This is a genomic window from Zoogloea oryzae (assembly GCF_030161255.1).
Taxonomy (GTDB): Bacteria; Pseudomonadota; Gammaproteobacteria; order Burkholderiales; family Rhodocyclaceae; genus Zoogloea; species Zoogloea oryzae.
In genome coordinates, this window is record NZ_BSPX01000006.1 from 1 (window position 1) to 15,218 (window position 15,218).

The window sequence follows — 15,218 nt, forward strand, 5'->3', positions numbered from 1 at the left end:
ACCAGCACCGCGCCCACCACCAGCGCCGCCACGCCGGCCACCAGACCCAGCATCCGCCACCCGACGAGGGCGCCGCCGGCCAGCTGCTGCGCGACGATGGCCGAGGTGACGATGCCCGCGCCGACGCCCATGTAATGCAGCGCGCTCCACCCCGCCGCGCCCACGTCGGCCAGACTGCGCAGCACGATGCCGGTGGCGTAGACATACACCGCCGCGCTCGCCACGCCCGACACGAAGCGCAGCGCACACCAGCCGCCAAAGCCCAGGTCGACGCTCATCGCCAGGGTGGTGAGCACGCTGGCGACGAGCCCGCCGGCCAGCCGCCGCGCCGGGTCGGCGTTGCGGCTGAAGGCCGCCCACAGCGCCCCGGCCAGGTAGCCCAGGTAGTTCATCGCGGCCAGCAGGCCGGCGCTGCCGATGTCCACCAGCCCGTCGTCGCGCATCTGGGGCAGCAGCGCGGTGAAGGCGAAGCGGCCGATGCCCATGGCCAGCAAGAGGGAAAGTAACCCGGCGGCGGCAATTACCGGCGGGCTGGACAGGACGGATGGAACTGGAACGGTGGTGCTCTGCATGATGGCGCTCCCGGTTTCGGATGCGTGCAGGCTACGCGGGACAGATCAGCAATAAAAATGATTTAATGGGATCAACTCCATCACAAAAAGAGATGATCATGGATCTCGCCGATCTTCGCCTCTTTCGTGCCGTGGCCGAGGAAGGTAGCGTCACCCGCGCCGCCCAGCGCCTCCACACGGTGCAGTCCAACGTCACCACCCGCCTGCGCCTGCTGGAAGAAAGCCTCGGCACGCCGCTGTTCGACCGCATCAACCGGCGTTTGGTCATCACGCCGGCCGGCAGCCTGCTGGAAAACTACGCCGACCGCCTGCTCAACCTGGCCGACGAAGCCCGCGACGCCGTGCGCAGCGCTGCCGCACCGCAAGGCCTGCTGCGGCTGGGCTCGATGGAGACCACCGCGGCCACCCGCCTGCCGGCGGTGATCGCGGATTTCCGGCGCAAGCACCCGCTGGTCGAGCTGCGCCTCGCCACCTCGCACACCGCCGGTCTGGTGCAGGACGTGCTGGCCCATCAGCTCGATGCGGCCCTCGTCGCCGGCCCGATCAAGCATCCGGATCTCGAACAGCTGCCGGTGATCCGCGAAGAGCTGGTGCTCATCAGCGCCGCCGACTGGGTGCCGATCGCCTCCAGCGCGGATCTTGTTACCCGCGGGCCGGTGGAGCTGATCACCTTCCGCGAAGGCTGCAGCTATCGCCAGCGCCTGCTCGACTGGCTGTGGCGCGACGGCGTGCCGATCGCTCGCACCAGCAGCTTCGGCACCTTCGAGGCGATCGTCGGTTGCGTGGCGGCGGGGATGGGCGTGAGCCTGGTGCCGCGGGCGATCATTGGCGGGCATCTCACCGGCACGGCCGGCGTGCTGCAGGTTCATCCTGTGCCGGACGACGTGGCGTGGGTGACGACGGTGATGATCTGGCACAAGGCCCGCAGCCGTCAGCCGGCGCGGGAGGCCTTTGCCGGCAGCCTTGCGGCAAAACTCGGCGAACACGGAGCGCTGCAATGATGATGGAGATCCAGCCCGAAAAGCCCTGGTCGGCTGCCTGCGAACGCAACCGCGACCCGATCCTCGCGGTGCTGCGCGAGCACTTTGCCGACCGGCGTCGGGTGCTGGAGGTGGGCTCCGGCACCGGCCAGCACGCGGTGCACTTTGCCGCCGCCCTGCCCCACCTCGTCTGGCAGACCAGCGACCGGCCCCAGTGGCTGGCCGGCATCCGCCTGTGGCTGGATGAAGCGGCGCTGCCCAACACCCCGCCACCGCTCGAACTCGACGTGACCCGCCGGTGGCCGGCGGGTGGCTTCGATGCGGTGTTCTCGTCGAACACCCTGCACATCATGGGCTGGCCGGAGGTGGAAGCCTTCTTTGCCGGGCTCGATGGCGCACTCGACGCCGACGCCCTGCTGGCGATCTACGGGCCGTTCAATGATGGGGGAAAGTTCACCAGCGAGAGCAACGCCGCTTTCGACGCCGCCCTGCGGGCCGACGACCCGAAGCGCGGCATCCGCGACCTGGAGGCCGTCGATGCCCTCGCCCGGGCCCGGGGCTTTGCGCTGGTGGAAGACCGGGCCATGCCCGCCAACAACCGCTGTGTGGTGTGGCGGCGCAGGCCCTGAGGGGTCAGGAGCGGTTGAGGCCGAGCAGCCCCATCGGGCCGTTGGAGGTGTTGAGCACCACCGAGCCGATGCCGCCGCCCTGCTGTTGCTGCACGCCGTAGATGGTCAGCACGCCGGTGTCGAACGAGAACACGTCGCTGCCCACCTTCATCAAAAGCTTGGCAGCGTTGGGGAACCAGGCGTAGGCCATGTCGTTCTGGCTGCCGGAGGTGGACGGATAGCCCAGCTCGGCCGGCCACCAGTTGGCGTTGTTCACGAAGCCACCGCCGAACGACGGCGCGGCCTGCTGCACCGGCTCGCGGTGCTGGGACAGATCGGTCAGCAGCGCGCCCACGCGCCACTTCAGGCCTTCGTTGAACATGTCGCCGATCATCATCATGCCACCGCTCATCCACTGGCCCATGCCACCCAGCTCGGGGTGGCTGAACTGGGCCTGGCTGAAGCCGCCGGCCTGCAGCGCGGCATAGGCGGCGCGGCCGGCGTCGGCACTGAAACCGTGGCGGGCGGCGATGTCGTCGATGGTGCTCATGGGGGTTCTCCTGTCGGAATGATCTGAATTGGGTTGGCCGGTTCGGGCGCGTCAGGCTGTGATGGGGCCGTCGTCGGTGGACAGGGCTTCGGGCCGGCGGCGCGGCAGCTCGGCACCGGAAAACGCGTCTTCGATGGCGATGATGGAGATGTTGGGCGGCTCGGCACGCACGCCGCCGAAGATCGTCGCGTACGAGACATCGGCGGCATCGCGGCCGACGCCGAAGCGCATCAGCCCCATGGGGATCGCGGTGCCGGACGGATCGAAGAGATACCAGCGGTCGCCCAGGAAGACTTCGACATAGGCGTGGAAATCGCTCGGGCCGAGGGCCGGGTCGGCGCCGTAGTCGATCCCGGTGGCGAAACGCGCCGGCATGTTGAGCGCGCGGCACAGGGCGATCATCAGGTGGGCGAAGTCGCGGCACACGCCCACCCGGTCGTGGAGCGTATCGATCGCCGAGGTGCTGGCGTTGGTCGTGGCGGACTTGAAGCTCACATGGCTCGCCACCCAGTCGCAGATGGCCTTGACCCGGGCGTAACCGGGCGGAAGCCGCCCGAACTCGCGCAGCGCCACGTCAAACAGACGATCGGACTGACAGTAGCGGCTGGGGTAGAGATAGGTGAGCACCTCGGGCGGCAGGCGCGAGACGGGCTGCTCGGCGATGAGCTCGGGCGCCGCCACGTGGTGCTGGACCTCGACCGTCGCGCTGTAGCGCAGGCGCAGCGGGCCGGGCTCGGCCTTCAGGCGCATGTAGCGGTTGGAAGTGGCGGCGTCGGTGTGCACCTGCGGCAGCAGGAACTGGCCGATCTCCATCATTTCCGTCAGCACCCGCTGACGACGGGTGTGCGCGGCGTGGATGTTGAAGATGAAGTCGCAGCCCGGGGCGGCGACCTCGTAATTCAATTCCACCGAGAACTTCAGCCTGATCATGGGCATTCCAAGAGAGCGTGCTTTGACGCGGGATTGCGCCTGATTCAGCAAGACAAATAGGCGTCGCTCGGGCAGCGGCGTGGCGCCGGCCCGGTTGCAAGACCCTTCATCCTACTCTGCGGCGCTGCAACATGGCGGGTTTTCTGCGCAGTTGAGCGGTTTTCGGACCGATCAGCGGCGGTACAGATTGACTTCGTCGCGGGTCGCCAGGGCCACCTTGCGGGCGGCGTCGGCAAAATCCTCGCCCTTGCCGGCGTAGAGGATCGCCCGGGACGACGAGATCATCAGCCCGGTGCCGGCGGCGGTGCGACCGGCCTTGACGGTGGCTTCCACGTCGCCGCCCTGGGCGCCGATGCCGGGCACCAGCAGCGGCAGATCACCCACGATGGCGCGCACGTCGGCGAGCTCCTGGGGGAAAGTCGCGCCCACCACCAGCGCGTTCTGGCCGTGGGTGTTCCACTTGCCGGCGACGAGTTCGGCCACGTGCTGGTAGAGCTTGCGGCCGCCGGCGATCTCGAGGTTCTGCAGGTCGGAGCCGCCGGGGTTGGAGGTGCGGCACAGCACGATCAGGCCCTTGTCGGCAAATTCGAGATAGGGCTGGACGGAATCGAAGCCCATGTAGGGATTGACGGTGAGCGCGTCGGCCTGGAAGCGCTCGAAGGCCTCGCGGGCGTACTGCTGGGCGGTGGCGCCGATGTCGCCGCGCTTGGCGTCGAGCACCACGGGCACCTGGGGGTGCTTTTCGTGGATGTGGGCGATGAGATCCTGCAACTGGTCTTCGGCGCGGGCGGCGGCAAAGTAGGCGATCTGCGGCTTGAAGGCACAGGCGAGGTCGGCGGTGGCATCGACGATGCCCTTGCAGAAGGCCAGCACGGCGTCCGGGCGATCCTTCAGGTGGGCCGGGAAGCGGGCGACGTCCGGGTCGAGGCCGACGCACAGCAGGGAATCATGGCGCTGCCAGGCGGCAGCCAGCTTGGAACGGAAATCCATGGGGAGGGCGGGCCGCGTGCGGCCGGGGCAGTTGAATGTCGGCGCCGATTTTACCAGCCCTTGGCGCCCCACCGCCGGCTGTGCAAAACGGCACATGTTGCGTCACAACATGCTCCACCCCGTTTCAGCACCCTCGGGGCAGTTGTTCAGGAAATGAACAGCATAAATGTGACGAAAAATCACGTCCCCGCCGCGTCAAAACAAAAAATTCCTTTTCGTAACATAAGCTTGTTCTATTTTGATCCGGATCTGGCCCCGAGCTGGCACAGCCTTCGCAATGGGTAGTGCGCTCCGTAACGGCGTGTTTCAAGGCGCGATCGACGCTGGAATGCGACAACGGGAGGAGCGGAGCACAAGCGCAGGGCCGTGGCCGTTGCGCTGGTGAAATCAAACAGAAAATTCCGGAGACAAAAGATCATGAAGAAGTCCCTGCTGGCTCAGTCCGTCGCCCTCGCCTGCCTTGCCGCTGCCGCCGGTGGCGCCCAAGCCGTGAGCTTCACCCAGAACGATGTCACCCTCGACATCAACGGCACCATCAACGGCTTCTACGTCAACCGCGAGTCCAAGACCACCGTCGCCGGCGGCCCCGAGACCAAGACCCAGAACAGCGCCCTGACCAACGGCCTGCTGCCGGGCTGGATCAACTTCGTGGTCACCACCAAGGCCGCTGACCAGGACATCAAGGCTCACTTCAGCTTCGCCCCGGGTATCAACGATTCTTCGTCCGTGGTCGGCCTGCCCTCCACCGTCGGCACCGGCGCTGGCGCCGTGCCGGGCGCTTCCAGCCCGTACAGCCAGATCGACGTGCGTAACGTCTACTTCCAGTTTGGCAACAACGACTGGGGCACCCTGAAGTTCGGTCGTGACATCGGCCTGTTCGGCCAGAACATCATCCTGTCCGACATGACCCTGCTGGGCGTCGGCGGCACCTCCAACGCCGGCATCCCGTTCAACACCACCTTCGGCATGATCGGCCACGGTTACATGTACACCGGCTTCCAGGCCCAGATCACCTACACCACCCCGAACTTCGACGGCCTGCAGGCTTCTGCGGGCATCTTCCAGCCGAGCTCCTTCGCGGGCGACCAGACCAAGACCCCGGGCTTCCAGGCCAAGGTCGATTACGACTGGAAGGGCATGGCGCCGGGCAAGGTCTGGGGCGGCCTGATCACCCAGAGCACCAGCTGCTCCAAGGGCTCCGTGTGTGACGGCACCGGCACCAACCCGGCCAAGTCCTTCACCGCTTCCGGCTACGAAATCGGTGCCAAGGCCAGCATGAACAACTTCGGCGCTGTCGCCTATGCCTTCACCGGCAAGGGCCTGGGCCTGTCCACCGTGGGCGCCCAGTTCTTCGGCGGCTCCGATGGCCTCGGCAACAAGACCGATTCCAAGGGCTACTTCCTGCAGGGTACCTACCAGTACAACAAGACCAAGTTCGGCATCAACTTCGGTCAGAACAAGGACAACGACGGCATCCTGGGTGCCGGCAACGAGCGGAAGAACAAGGCCTACACCCTGGGCGTCTATCACAGCCTGAACAAGTTCGTGACCCTCGTCGGCGAACTGAACCAGGAAAAGATCACCAGCACCGTGGATGACAGCGAAACCAAGAACCGCACCCTGTCCGCCGGCGCGATCCTGTTCTTCTAGGCCACACACATCGGATGGACGGGCCGCCACAGGCCCGCCATCGAAACAGTCTCTTGCTGTGTTCTCCCTCCTTCTGGCGCCCCCGTGGCGCCATCTTTTTTTGTATCGTCCGATCTTCGCCGTTCCACCGGAGCCGCCGATGTCGCACCCCTTCTTCGCCGCCCTTGCCACCCTCGCCTTTGTGCTCACCAGCCCGGCCGCCATGGCCGACGGCATCGTCGAGCAGCGCATCACCCCCAGCCGCTACGCCGACGCCCGGGAGGCGCTGGTGGATGCCATCGAGGCCGAAGGGTTGATTCCTTCCCCGCCGAGCGTCTTTGGTGACATGCTGTCCCGCACCGGCCCCGCGCTGGGCGAAGACACGCCCGTCTATGCCCAGGCTGAGGTGCTCCACTTCTGCAGCGCCCGCATCGCCTGGCAGATGGCGAAGGAGAACCCCCTCAACGTGGCCCAGTGCCCCTTGTCGATGGCGATCTTCACCGTTCCCGGCGATCCGTCCACGGTGCGTCTGGCGTGGCGCAGTGCGGTGGGTGACAGCCCCGGCGCCCGCGCCGCCAACGCGCTCCTCGCCCGCATCGCCCGGCAGACCGCCGACAACGCCGGGCGGGTGAGCATCCGCGACTGATCGCCGGGAGTCTCGCCCGAAGCCGCCGCCCACGGTATAGTCCGCACCGCTTCGAAAACCCCACCGGATTCACGCCTCAAGCATGACCCAGAAAACCTACACCGCCGAATCGATCACCGTTCTTAAGGGCCTCGAACCCGTCAAGCAGCGGCCGGGGATGTACACCCGCACCGAGAACCCGCTGCACGTGATCCAGGAAGTCATCGACAACGCCGCCGACGAGGCGATGGCCGGCTTCTGCCGCAAGATCGGCGTGACCCTGCATCTCGACGGCTCCGTGAGCGTTTCGGACGACGGCCGCGGCATTCCGGTCGAGATACATCCGGTCGAGGGCGTGTCGACGGTCGAGGTGGTGTTCACCCGCCTCCACGCCGGCGGCAAGTTCAACAAGACCGACGACGACTCGGCCTACCGTTTCTCGGGCGGCCTGCACGGCGTGGGCGTGTCCGTCACCAACGCGCTGTCGCACCGGCTTGAGGTGGAAGTGGTGCGCGACGGCGGCCGGCACCGGTTGGTGTTCTCGGGCGGCGACGTGATCGAACCCCTGGCCCGCCTGGGCGATGCGCCCAAGAAGCAGAGCGGCACCACCGTGCGCGCCTGGCCCGACGCCAAGTACTTCGACGCCCCCGACCTGCCCCGCGCCGAACTCGAGCGCCTGCTGCGCTCCAAGGCCGTGCTGATGCCGGGCCTCGAAGTGAGCCTTGCCATCGAAGGCGGCGAAACCCGCACCTGGTTGTTCGAGGAAGGCATGCGCGGCTACCTGGGCGAAGCCCTCACCGACGAGCCGCTGATCCCGCTGTTCTCCGGCGAGAAGTTCGCGCCTAAGGGCGACGAGACGTTTGCGGCCGGCGAAGGCGCCTCGTGGGCCGTGGCGTGGACGCTGGAAGGCGCCCCGGTGCGCGAATCCTACGTGAACCTCATCCCCACCCCGGCCGGCGGCACCCACGAAGCCGGCCTGCGGGACGGCATCTTCACCGCCATCAAGAACTTCATCGACCACCACGCGCTCTTGCCCAAGGGCGTCAAGCTCACCGCCGACGACGCCTTCGGCCGCGCCTCCTTCCTGCTGTCCGCCCGGGTGCTCGACCCCAGCTTCCAGGGCCAGACCAAGGAGCGCCTCAACAGCCGCGACGCGGTGCAGCTGGTGTCGCGGATGGTGCGCGACCCCTTCGAGCTGTGGCTCAACGAGCACGTGGATTACGGCAAGAAGCTCGCCGAGCTCGCCATCAAGGCCGCCCAGGCCCGCGCCCGCGCGGCGCAGAAGGTGGAAAAGCGCAAGTCGTCCGGCGTGGCTGTGCTGCCCGGCAAGCTGTCGGATTGCGAATCCGAGGACATCGAGCGCAACGAACTCTTCCTGGTGGAGGGCGACTCCGCCGGCGGCAGCGCCAAGATGGCCCGCGACAAGGACACCCAGGCCATTCTCCCCCTGCGCGGCAAGGTCCAGAACGCCTGGGAGGTGGACCGCGAGCGCCTCTTCGCCAACGCCGAAATCCACGACATCGCGGTGGCCCTGGGCGTCGACGCCCACACCCAGGATTCCGAGCCCGATCTCTCCGAGCTGCGCTACGGCAAGGTCATCATCATGTCCGACGCCGACGTGGACGGCTCCCACATCCAGACCCTGCTGCTGACCCTGTTCTTCCGCCACTTCCCCAAGCTCATCGAACGCGGCCACATCTACGTGGCCCAGCCGCCCCTGTACCGCCTCGACGTGCCCGCCTCCGGCAAGAAGCGCCCGCCGCGCCGCCTGTATGCGCTGGATGACCAGGAGCTGGCGTCGCTGCGCGATCGCCTCGGCCACGAAGGCGTCAAGCCCGAACACATCGAAGTGGGCCGATTCAAAGGCCTGGGCGAGATGAACCCCGATCAGCTCCGCGAGACCACCATGGACCCGGCCACCCGCCGGGTGCTGCCGGTGCACGTGCGCGGCGGCGCCTTCGAAGAAACCCAGCGCATGTTCACCCTGCTGATGGGCAAGGGCGAAGCCTCCGGCCGCCGGGCCTGGATGGAAGAGAAAGGCGACTCGGTCGAAGCCGACGTCTGATCCGTCCCCTACTCGCATCAACACGGCCGGGATGTCCCGGCCGTTTTTTCGTCCGCCGCGGGCTCGCGGCGATCACAGGGAGTCGACAGGCACCGCCAGCCTCGCAATCCGCTAGCAAGCGCGAGATCGTCTGATCTCGGTCAACCTCACCCCATTGATGTGTAAAACCCTGATTGACCATACGGATGCGTATGGAAGAATCCGCCCAGGTTGAGTTTGCGGTCGGGCCGCGGATTCAAGCCTGCAGCGGGTTGTGCCCCGACCCCGTGTGAGATCCAGTTTCAGCTCCCCGCGCAGCGTCGCCCCGAACTGTTGCTTCTTCTTTCTCGTCGGCCGGGCCCGCCCGCCCTTGCCAACAAGAAAAGAGGAAAGCCATGAACGCCATCCAGCGTCACCTGGGCTGGGGTGCTGTCGCCTTGCTGGGCGCCACTGCCACCGCCATCGTCGCGCTCAATCGCGGAGAGACCATCAACGCCCTTTGGCTGGTCATCGCCGCGGTATGCTGTTATCTCATTGCCTACCGCTACTACAGCCTGTTCATCGCCGAAAAGGTGATGGAGCTCGACCCCAAGCGCATGACCCCCGCCCTGCGTCACAACGACGGGCTGGACTACGTGCCGACCAACAAATACGTGCTGTTCGGCCACCATTTTGCCGCCATCGCCGGCGCCGGCCCGCTGGTGGGCCCGGTGCTCGCCGCCCAGATGGGCTACCTGCCGGGCATGCTGTGGATCCTCGCCGGCGTGGTGTTTGCCGGCGCAGTGCAGGATTTCATGATCCTGTTCATCTCCACCCGCCGCGACGGCCGCTCTTTGGGCGATCTGGTCAAGTCCGAGCTCGGCGCCGTACCTGGCGTGATCGCCCTGTTCGGCACCTTCATGATCATGGTCATCATCCTCGCGGTGCTGGCGCTGATCGTCGTGAAGGCGCTGGCCGAATCGCCGTGGGGCATGTTCACCGTGGCCGCCACCATCCCCATCGCGCTGCTGATGGGCGTGTATAGCCGCTACATCCGCCCGGGCCGCATCGGCGAGATGTCGATCATCGGCTTCGTGCTGCTGATGGCCTCGATCATCTACGGGGGCGACATCGCCGCCAGCCCCACCTGGGGCCCGCTGTTCACGTTCGATGGCAAGCAGCTCACCTGGCTCCTGATCGGCTACGGCTTCGTCGCCTCGGTGCTGCCGGTGTGGCTGCTGCTGGCGCCGCGGGATTACCTGTCCACCTTCCTGAAGATCGGCACCATCGTCGGCCTCGCCATCGGCATCGCCATCGTGGCCCCCAACCTGCAGATGCCGGCCCTCACCAAGTTCATCGACGGCACCGGCCCGGTGTGGTCGGGCAGCCTGTTCCCGTTCCTGTTCATCACCATCGCCTGCGGTGCGGTGTCGGGCTTCCATGCGCTGATCTCCTCCGGCACCACGCCCAAGCTGCTGGATAACGAGAAGAACGCCCGTTTCATCGGCTACGGCGGCATGCTCATGGAGTCCTTCGTGGCGATCATGGCGCTGGTGGCCGCGTCGGTCATCGAGCCGGGCGTGTACTTCGCGATGAACAGCCCGGCCGCGGTGATCGGCAAGACCGCCGAGAGCGCCGCCCAGGTCATCAACCAGTGGGGCTTCGTGGTCACCCCCGAGATGCTGCTCCAGACCGCCCAGGACGTGGGTGAGAAGACCATCATCTCCCGCGCCGGCGGCGCCCCGACGCTGGCCGTCGGCATGGCCCACATCCTCTCCAACGCCCTCGGTGGCAAGGCGATGATGGCCTTCTGGTACCACTTCGCGATCCTCTTCGAGGCGCTGTTCATCCTCACCGCCGTGGATGCCGGCACCCGTGCCGGGCGTTTCATGCTGCAGGATCTGATGGGCACCTTCGTGCCGTCGATGCGCAAGATGGACTCCATCTTCGCCAGCCTCGTCGCCACCGCCCTGTGCGTGGCCGCGTGGGGCTACTTCCTGTACCAGGGCGTGGTCGACCCGCTGGGCGGCATCAACACCCTGTGGCCGCTGTTCGGCATCGCCAACCAGATGCTCGCCGGCGTGGCGCTCACCCTCGCCACTGTGGTGCTGTTCAAGATGAAGCGCCAGCGCTTTGCGTGGGTCACCGCCGCGCCCACCGTGTGGCTGCTGATCTGCACCCTCACCGCCGGCTGGCAGAAGGTCTTCCACGACAACCCGAAGATCGGCTTCCTGGCCAACGCCCACAAGTACGAAGCCGGCATCGCCCGCGGCGAAGTCCTAGCCCCGGCCAAGTCGCTGGAGCAGATGCACCAGATCGTCACCAACAACTACGTGGATGCGGCGCTGGCTGGCCTGTTCATGCTACTGGTGGTGAGCATCCTGGCCTACGCGATCCCCGCGTGCTTCCGTGCCCTGGGCAACAGCAAGCCGACGGCGGTGGAAACCCCGTTCGAGCCGATGCCGGCCAGCAGCTGAGGGAATCCGGCAGATGTTTGGCGATCTTGCCCGCATGGGCAAATACCTCGGCCAGGCCGCCCGCCTGATGGTGGGCGTGCCGGACTACGACACCTACGTGCAGCACATGCGCCTGACCCACCCCGACCAGCCGGTGATGACCTACGAGGCGTTCTTCCGGGAGCGTCAGGAGGCGCGGTATGGCGGCGGAGATGGGCGGCCTGGGCGGTGTTGTTGAAGGACGGGCCCGACCTTCGGGACGGGTCGGCGCGCCCCTTCGGTCGCCTCCCGGGAAGTCGAGGTCGGCTCGCCGGCAGGCAAAGTCGGGCGACAGATCCACGAGCGAGGCATCGCTGCCACCGCCGTCGGGTGGGCGCCCTCCGCGCCCGACTTCAAGCTCAAGTGACGGTCAGCGGATGCCGTTGAGCGCGGCCACGCCGGTGGCGGGGAAATCGGTGAACACTCCGTCGATGCCCAGACGCATGTAGTACTGCATCTCGGCCTTCGGGTCGGCGAAGCCGTAGCCGCTGGCATCGTCACGGAAGGTCCAGGTGTGCACCAGCAGGCCCTTCTGGTGGGCCAGCTCGATCACCCCGGTGCTGCCGTCCACCCGGCGGTCGTTGATGGTCAGGGTGGCGTCACCGGTGCGCTCCACACCGTCGTTCACCGTCTTCACCAGATAGGGTTTCCACGGCCCCACCGCATCGGCGTAGGTCTTCACGAAGTCGAGCCCGGTGGACGTGAGCAGATCGGCAAAGCTGCGGGCGTCGTTCTTCACCACGAAGTCGTAGGGCTTGTGGTACGGGGCCACCAGCGACATGCTGCCGTCGTCCTTCACGTCGTCGGCGTCGATCAGCTGCACAAGTTTGATGTTGGTCCTGGTGTTGAGGTATTGCAGGTTGCTCACCTCGAACGACTGAATGAACACCGGCGCACTTGCCACGTTGCCGTAGGCGGTGTGCAGGGTGGTCAGCAGCTTTTCCTCGAACACGTTGGCGCCAAAGCGCACCTCGTCGGCGTGGAAGGTGGAGTGCTTGATCTCCGGGTAGATGCCCACCGTGCGGCCCAGGCGGGCGCCTTCCGACTTGGCGAGGGCGATCACCTCGTCGAGGGTGGGGATGCCGAACAGCCCGTTGTACGCCTGCGAACGGTTGGCGCGGGCCTGCACCGCCCGCAGGGTGCGGATCTCGGCCAGGGTGAAGTCGCTGGCAAAGTAAGCCGTGGTGGGCACGCCATCCACGTTGCGGGTGCTCATGCGCGACGCCGGAAACTTGGTCGCCACATCGGTGGTGCCATCGAGCATCGGCTCGTGGCGGGCGATCATCACGCCGTCCTTGGTCAGCACCAGATCGGGTTCGATGAAGTCGGCGCCCTGCTCGATGGCCGCCTTGTAGGATTCCAGCGTGTGTTCCGGCAGGCTGCCCGACGCCCCCCGGTGGCCGATCACCAGCGGCGCACCACCGGAGAGGGTCTTGAACGCCGGCTGGCTGTCGTCGTCACTGCCGCCGCAGGCCTGGAGAAAGGCGAGGGAAAGAAGGGGAATCAGGATTTTGATCTTCATGGGAAGGGTCCGATCGAGGTGGGAGAGCGCTGCTTGCAAGGGTGATATGTCCCGACCAATCTATCTCCCCGGAATTAAGGGCACGTGAACGCCCCGTGACGGCATCTGCCCGACGACGTGAAAGCGCACCCGGCAGCCTGCGTCATGGCAATCGCGGAATTGATCCGCCCACCCGCGCGTGGCTGTGGCAAGCTGCGGGCCGTTTCCGTGTTTGCCGCGTACCGCAGCCATGACCAACCCCCTCGCCCTCCCCCGCCCGCCGATCCGCGCGACGATCCTCACTGGCTTCCTCGGCGCCGGCAAGACGACCCTGCTCAACCGCTACCTCGCCACCCAGCCCAGCCGCCGCGTGGCGGTTCTCGAGAACGAGTTCGGCGCGGTGGGCATCGACGGTGGGCTGATCGCCGGTTCGCCGGCGGTGGAGGTGGTGGAGCTCACCGACGGTTGCATCTGCTGCAGCGTGCGGGGCGAGCTGTCGGTGGCACTGGCCGATCTGGCCGACCGGCGCGACCGGGGCGCGCTGGATTTCGACCACCTGGTGCTGGAGACCACCGGCCTCGCCGACCCGGCGCCGGTGGCCCAGGCTTTCTTCGTGGATGAAGGCGTGCGCGACCGCTACGAGCTGGACGGCATCCTCACGGTGGTCGACGCGATCCACGCCGGGCGACAGCTCAACGAAAACCGCGTCGCCGCCGCGCAGATCGGCTTTGCCGACCGGGTGCTCCTCACCAAGACCGACGGGGTGGATGCCGAGGCCCTCGGCGCCCTGCAGGAGCGCCTCGTCCGCATCAACGCCCGGGCGCCGGTGGCACCGGTGCCGGTGGCCGAGGCGGACCTGGCCGAGTTGTTCGCGCTGGATGCCTTCGTGCTCTCCGACGTGCTGGAGCAGATTCCGGCCTTCCTGACCGACGCCACCCCCGCCGGCCTCACCCGCGGCGGTGGCAGCCACCGGGCCTTCGTGCGCCACGATGACGACATCGCGTCGATGGTGCTGCACCACGCCGGGGCGGTGGACGTGGGGCTGATGGGCAGTTTCGTGGAGGATCTGCTCCTCAAGCACGGCAACGACATGCTGCGCTACAAGGGCGTGCTGGCGGTGCGGGGCGAGGATCGCCGGCTGGTCTTTCAGGGCGTGCATCGCATCACCGGCTTTGATTACGGGCGGGATTGGGCCGCCGACGAGGCCCGCGAGACCACCATCGTCGTCATCGGGCGGCGCCTGGACGAGGCCGCCATCACCGCCGCCTTCCGCCTCGCCTGCCGCTGATCTCCTTGGGGCCGGCATGCTGGCCCCATACTTGCTATAGCCCTCCGGAATCACTATTCCCCGGAGAGTTTCATGGTCCAGACAAGCCTCACCGAAGATCTCGTCGACTTCGGTGACCTGCCCGAACACGTCAATGCCCTGCTGCAACAGGGCGTCGCTGCCCACGCCAGCGACCCGGCCCGCGCCCGGGCGTGCTTTCGCGCCGCCATCGAGGTGGCGCCGGACGTGCTGCCGTCCTACCGCTGCCTGTTCAAGCTGCAGAACAAGCTGCGGGATTTCGATTCCGCCTTCGACACCGCCACGGCCGGCCTCGCCCAGGCCGCGGCCCAGTGCGCCATGAGCCTCGACTGGCAAAGCTGGACGCCCGCCCAGCGGGCTGCCGCGCCGGAGATTCCGGGGCGCTTCCTGCTGCAGTTTCTGAAGGCCCTGGCCTTCATCGAGCTGCGCCGGGGCAATGAGGACACCTCCGCCCGGGCGCTCGCCAAGCTGGAGGAGCTCGACCCCGAGGATGGCGTCGGCGGGTCGGTGGTGGCCGCCCTCCTCGCCCACCGGGAGCCGGTATGAGCACGCCAGTCAGCGGTCACAAAACCGACAATCCCCCGTTCAGCGTCACGGACACGACACACCGCGGCCTCGGCCGGCTGCTGGTGCTGCGCCTCGGCGACGCGCTGAAGGTGCGCCTCACGCCCATCGAAGCCCACACCCTGGCCCTGGCGATGTTTGCGGTGCGGGACGGGCGCAGCCCCGAGAAGGAGCTGTTCATGTGCCCCATCGCCAGTGATCCGATCTTCGTGGCGCGGGTGGAGACCGACGGATTGCAGGTGGAAACCCCCGCCGGCGGCTACCCGCTGGGCTGGCTGGATGTGGGGGCGCTGGCCGCCGCGCTGTCGCCGGCTGCCGTGCCCGTCTGATCCCCCGCACGAAAAGCGCGTCCGGACTGCTTTTCAGCGATTTGAATCGGCGGTGCCTGTGGTATTTTTGCGGCCTTTGTCGCGCCCGACGGGCGCCAGCAACCCAGGCGGCCCCG

15 protein-coding genes are annotated in these 15,218 nt (G+C 67.1%); 10 read left to right on the forward strand and 5 right to left on the reverse strand.

Translation table 11 applies throughout. The annotated features are described in order from the left end of the window. Positions 1-572, reverse strand: a 572-nt coding sequence (locus QQK25_RS03640) for a YbfB/YjiJ family MFS transporter (RefSeq protein ID WP_284186722.1), incomplete at its 3' end; no start/stop codon positions are given. Positions 573-670: 98 nt separating this feature from the next. On the opposite strand from QQK25_RS03640, the gene QQK25_RS03645 reads away from it, so the two are divergent. Both QQK25_RS03645 and QQK25_RS03650 read left to right on the forward strand, forming a co-directional pair. Beyond that, complete coding sequence (locus tag QQK25_RS03645) at positions 671-1,573, forward strand: LysR family transcriptional regulator (RefSeq protein ID WP_284186723.1); 903 nt, start codon at positions 671-673, stop codon at positions 1,571-1,573. After that, on the forward strand, positions 1,570-2,181 hold the full coding sequence (locus QQK25_RS03650; protein WP_284186724.1) for a DUF938 domain-containing protein: 612 nt from the start codon (positions 1,570-1,572) through the stop codon (positions 2,179-2,181). The genes QQK25_RS03645 and QQK25_RS03650 overlap by 4 nt, the downstream gene beginning before the upstream one ends. A gap of 4 nt (positions 2,182-2,185) precedes the next feature. On the opposite strand, the gene QQK25_RS03655 is transcribed toward QQK25_RS03650, so the two are convergent. The 3 genes from QQK25_RS03655 to pyrF form a co-directional block, all read right to left on the reverse strand. Next, a complete protein-coding gene (locus QQK25_RS03655; protein WP_284186725.1) occupies positions 2,186-2,710 on the reverse strand; it encodes a hypothetical protein in 525 nt (174 codons plus the stop codon). 51 nt (positions 2,711-2,761) lie between these two features. After that, positions 2,762-3,640, reverse strand: a complete 879-nt coding sequence (locus QQK25_RS03660) for a transglutaminase-like domain-containing protein (protein WP_284186726.1) — start codon at positions 3,638-3,640, stop codon at positions 2,762-2,764. A gap of 171 nt (positions 3,641-3,811) precedes the next feature. Continuing rightward, positions 3,812-4,630: an orotidine-5'-phosphate decarboxylase gene (gene pyrF, locus QQK25_RS03665; protein WP_284186727.1), complete on the reverse strand. Its 819-nt coding sequence runs from the start codon at positions 4,628-4,630 to the stop codon at positions 3,812-3,814. A gap of 417 nt (positions 4,631-5,047) precedes the next feature. Between pyrF and QQK25_RS03670 the strand changes: the two genes are divergently transcribed. The 5 genes from QQK25_RS03670 to QQK25_RS03690 all read left to right on the forward strand — a co-directional run bounded on the left by QQK25_RS03670 (position 5,048) and on the right by QQK25_RS03690 (position 11,601). Then, positions 5,048-6,280, forward strand: a complete 1,233-nt coding sequence (locus QQK25_RS03670) for a porin (protein ID WP_284186728.1) — start codon at positions 5,048-5,050, stop codon at positions 6,278-6,280. Positions 6,281-6,419: 139 nt separating this feature from the next. Next, positions 6,420-6,905, forward strand: a complete 486-nt coding sequence (locus tag QQK25_RS03675) for a DUF302 domain-containing protein (RefSeq protein ID WP_284186729.1) — start codon at positions 6,420-6,422, stop codon at positions 6,903-6,905. 82 nt (positions 6,906-6,987) lie between these two features. Continuing rightward, a complete protein-coding gene (gene parE, locus QQK25_RS03680; RefSeq protein ID WP_284186730.1) occupies positions 6,988-8,949 on the forward strand; it encodes a DNA topoisomerase IV subunit B in 1,962 nt (653 codons plus the stop codon). 374 nt (positions 8,950-9,323) lie between these two features. Continuing rightward, a complete protein-coding gene (locus tag QQK25_RS03685) occupies positions 9,324-11,384 on the forward strand; it encodes a carbon starvation CstA family protein (RefSeq protein WP_284186731.1) in 2,061 nt (686 codons plus the stop codon). Between the two features lie 13 nt (positions 11,385-11,397). Continuing rightward, on the forward strand, positions 11,398-11,601 hold the full coding sequence (locus QQK25_RS03690) for a YbdD/YjiX family protein (RefSeq protein ID WP_153163004.1): 204 nt from the start codon (positions 11,398-11,400) through the stop codon (positions 11,599-11,601). A gap of 171 nt (positions 11,602-11,772) precedes the next feature. Here QQK25_RS03690 and QQK25_RS03695 read toward each other — a convergent pair whose 3' ends face one another. Further along, complete coding sequence (locus QQK25_RS03695; protein ID WP_284186732.1) at positions 11,773-12,924, reverse strand: glycerophosphodiester phosphodiesterase; 1,152 nt, start codon at positions 12,922-12,924, stop codon at positions 11,773-11,775. Positions 12,925-13,153: 229 nt separating this feature from the next. Here QQK25_RS03695 and QQK25_RS03700 point away from each other — a divergent pair, with 229 nt between their 5' ends. The 3 genes from QQK25_RS03700 (at position 13,154) to QQK25_RS03710 (ending at position 15,102) form a co-directional block, all read left to right on the forward strand. Further along, a complete protein-coding gene (locus tag QQK25_RS03700) occupies positions 13,154-14,191 on the forward strand; it encodes a CobW family GTP-binding protein (protein WP_284186733.1) in 1,038 nt (345 codons plus the stop codon). A gap of 72 nt (positions 14,192-14,263) precedes the next feature. Then, complete coding sequence (locus QQK25_RS03705; RefSeq protein WP_284186734.1) at positions 14,264-14,755, forward strand: hypothetical protein; 492 nt, start codon at positions 14,264-14,266, stop codon at positions 14,753-14,755. Continuing rightward, positions 14,752-15,102: a hypothetical protein gene (locus QQK25_RS03710; RefSeq protein WP_284186735.1), complete on the forward strand. Its 351-nt coding sequence runs from the start codon at positions 14,752-14,754 to the stop codon at positions 15,100-15,102. The genes QQK25_RS03705 and QQK25_RS03710 overlap by 4 nt, the downstream gene beginning before the upstream one ends. The last annotated feature ends 116 nt before the right edge of the window (positions 15,103-15,218 follow it).

Bases quoted from the DNA above. Each gene is read 5' to 3' on its own strand.
- QQK25_RS03700 (WP_284186733.1), top strand. From the start codon at position 13,154: ATGACCAACCCCCTCGCCCTCCCCCGCCCGCCGATCCGCGCGACGATC.
- QQK25_RS03710 (WP_284186735.1), top strand. From the start codon at position 14,752: ATGAGCACGCCAGTCAGCGGTCACAAAACCGACAATCCCCCGTTCAGC.
- QQK25_RS03660 (WP_284186726.1), bottom strand. From the start codon at position 3,640: ATGATCAGGCTGAAGTTCTCGGTGGAATTGAATTACGAGGTCGCCGCC.
- QQK25_RS03685 (WP_284186731.1), top strand. From the start codon at position 9,324: ATGAACGCCATCCAGCGTCACCTGGGCTGGGGTGCTGTCGCCTTGCTG.
- QQK25_RS03670 (WP_284186728.1), top strand. From the start codon at position 5,048: ATGAAGAAGTCCCTGCTGGCTCAGTCCGTCGCCCTCGCCTGCCTTGCC.
- QQK25_RS03645 (WP_284186723.1), top strand. From the start codon at position 671: ATGGATCTCGCCGATCTTCGCCTCTTTCGTGCCGTGGCCGAGGAAGGT.
- QQK25_RS03675 (WP_284186729.1), top strand. From the start codon at position 6,420: ATGTCGCACCCCTTCTTCGCCGCCCTTGCCACCCTCGCCTTTGTGCTC.
- QQK25_RS03705 (WP_284186734.1), top strand. From the start codon at position 14,264: ATGGTCCAGACAAGCCTCACCGAAGATCTCGTCGACTTCGGTGACCTG.
- pyrF (WP_284186727.1), bottom strand. From the start codon at position 4,630: ATGGATTTCCGTTCCAAGCTGGCTGCCGCCTGGCAGCGCCATGATTCC.
- QQK25_RS03690 (WP_153163004.1), top strand. From the start codon at position 11,398: ATGTTTGGCGATCTTGCCCGCATGGGCAAATACCTCGGCCAGGCCGCC.
- parE (WP_284186730.1), top strand. From the start codon at position 6,988: ATGACCCAGAAAACCTACACCGCCGAATCGATCACCGTTCTTAAGGGC.
- QQK25_RS03695 (WP_284186732.1), bottom strand. From the start codon at position 12,924: ATGAAGATCAAAATCCTGATTCCCCTTCTTTCCCTCGCCTTTCTCCAG.
- QQK25_RS03655 (WP_284186725.1), bottom strand. From the start codon at position 2,710: ATGAGCACCATCGACGACATCGCCGCCCGCCACGGTTTCAGTGCCGAC.
- QQK25_RS03650 (WP_284186724.1), top strand. From the start codon at position 1,570: ATGATGATGGAGATCCAGCCCGAAAAGCCCTGGTCGGCTGCCTGCGAA.